Source organism: Candidatus Hydrogenedentota bacterium, from assembly GCA_012523015.1.
Taxonomy (GTDB): Bacteria; Hydrogenedentota; Hydrogenedentia; order Hydrogenedentales; family CAITNO01; genus JAAYBJ01.
Map to the genome: position 1 here is coordinate 1 of JAAYJI010000018.1, position 2,774 is coordinate 2,774.

Here is a 2,774-nt window from a genome sequence, read left to right on the forward strand (position 1 = left end):
GAACCACTTGGCGAGATACATCGGCCGCGCCCCTGCCCATCGACAACCGCACCGTGCTCCTGCTCCTGAACTCGTTGCAGATCCTGGAACAGTCCGGTGGTGCGCTGCTGCTGTCCTACCGGGCGCTGGATGTCGAACAGATCGGGCATGTCTACGAAGGCCTGCTCGAACACACCGTGGCTCGCGTTCCCCGCGTGACCCTGGGCCTGCAGGGGTCACAGAAAGCGAAGAATCCGAACGTGGCGCTCGCCGAGCTGGAATCGGCACGGCTGGACGGCGAAGCGGTGCTCGTCAAACTGGTTCTGGACGTCACCGGGCGGAGCGAACCGGCCATCGGGAACGGTCTATCCAAGCCCGCCGACGACACGTTCTACGGCCGGGTGTTGGGTGTCTGCGGTGGAGACAAGGAACTGGTCGAACGCATCCGCCCCTTCACGAACCTGATCCGCACCGACGCCTGGGACGATCCGATCGTCTATCGGGACAACTCGTTCATGGTCACCCTCGGGGCTGACCGGCGTGAGACCGGCACCCATTACACCCCGAAATCCCTCACCGAAAGCATCGTCACCACCACGCTTGAACCGGTGGTGTACGTCGGCCCGACCGAAGGCAAACTCCGCGAGGAATGGACGCTCAAGTCGTCGCGGGAGATTCTCGACCTCAAGGTCTGCGACCCGGCCATGGGTTCGGGGGCCTTCCTCGTTCAGGCTTGTCGCTATCTCGGCGAGAAATTGGTGGAGGCTTGGTTGCACGAAGAGGCAGCCGGAAAGGCCATCACCGTCGACGGCGAGGCGCTCGACCAGCTCGGTGCGGAGGAACCCTTGCCATCCCAGCTCGACGAACGGCTGACCATCGCCCGTCGCCTGGTGGCCGAGCGCTGCCTGTACGGCGTGGACATCAACCCGCTGGCGGTGGAGCTGGCCAAGCTCTCCATCTGGCTGGTGACTCTCGCCAAAGGCAGACCGTTCGGTTTTCTCGATCACAACCTTCGCTCCGGCGACAGTCTGCTGGGCATCCACCGGCTGGAGCAGCTCACCCGGTTGCGGATGGATACGGAATCCGGACGGCAGTACCAGCTCCGCATCTTCGGCCAGAACATTGAGGCGGCGGTCAACGAGGCCATCGAACTGCGCAAAAGGCTTCGCGCCACGACCATCCGGGACATAAAGGATGTCGAAGCCATGGCCCGACTGGACCGCGAAGCGCGGCGGAAACTCGAATCCGTCGAACTGATCGCCGACGCCATGATTGGCGAAGCGCTCCGGTGTGGCGGCAATTCCCGGGCACTCGATACCGCTTTGGACACGCTTTCGACCATGGCGGGGGATTTCCTCAACGGCAACGAGGAGATGGGTGACCAGATCGCACGCCAAGTGAGAAAGGCCTTGGCAGTCGACCTGCCTGAAGAGAAACCCGTTAGAAAACTGTTCCATTGGGCTTTAGAATTCCCAGAAGTCTTTTGTCATTCAGTAGGAGGTTTTGATGCCACCATTTCAAATCCACCATTCGCAGAAGGTGAAGTTATTACTGAAAGCACAAAAGCGTATTTTCTCACACATTACAAAATCGCATCTGGCACTTCTGATGAATCACCGTCCAAGCATACAAAATTGAATTTAGGAACGCTTTTCATCGAAAGAAATATAACGCTATTAAAGATGATATCCTGTTTTGGGATTGTCGTACCAAAGCCATTCCTTAGAAATGAACGGTATTGGCGCACTCGCCAATACCTAATGAGCATTACATGCCTCAGTCACATTTTTGATCTTCCCGCATCATCTTTTAGATCTGCGAGTGTAGAAACCTGTTCGCTTATTGGGCTAGGTAGGCAATGGTCAATAGCATCACGACCGATCAAGGTTGTTGATCTTGCAACGAATGCGATAGCAACTGAGCTGATTTCCGGACAGGTACTGGCTGATTCAAGATTTGTTTTTCGTATTTCATCTTCAGGGGTTGAAATAGGATTGATGGATGTTATCCAAAATAACCGAAGCAAGCTGGATGATTATTTTGAGATAAAAGATGGTATAAACCCTGGGAGAAAGGATTTTAGGCCTTTCTTGCTTGGTAGAGTCAAGGACGGTTACTTTGTACCAAACGCACATGAATCTTCACCGCTTCATCCGCTTTCGAAGCCGGAAAAATATAACCCGTATATTCATCGCCCAACGATAAACGGGCGCAACTTTGAAGAATTTTCAGCAATCTCATGGGATGGCACCTTTTTAAGATATACCTCCGAAGTTGCATATTTGGAGGAATTCTTCGTTAAAGGCACAAGATGGAGTGCGCAGCTCAGAGAGCGTGAGCATTACGACAGGGAGATTAAAATCGTTTCGCGTCAAACAGCAAAGACTTTAATCGCGACAATTGATAGCGAAAGGTACTTCCCCCTCAATACCGTTCATTCTCATTTCCCAAAGCACTGTGCGAACAAGGCGGGATATGACTCTTATGTGTTGCTGGGAATTCTCAACAGTAATGTACTTAGGTTTTATTATCAGACGCTTTCACAAGAGACAGGCAAGGTGTTTCCGCAAGTGCACATATCCAAGATTAAGGCCTTGCCGATACCTACGATCATTAATAATGAAATGCGATCAAAAATAGCTTTTATTGTTAAAGATGTTCTCAGTGGAATTGCTTCAGAGAAACTGTACACATTAAATCAAACTGTTTATGAATTGTATGGACTAGACGAATCACAACGACGAACAATTGATGCGAGTTTGTCTTCGGACGCGTCAGATTTCGTTGATTCTGAA

1 protein-coding gene is annotated in these 2,774 nt (G+C 52.3%); it reads left to right on the forward strand.

Annotated elements, in window-relative coordinates; translation table 11 throughout:
- Positions 1–2,774 (forward strand): hypothetical protein (locus GX117_00890; protein NLO31900.1); only part of this gene is annotated, 2,774 nt, incomplete at both ends.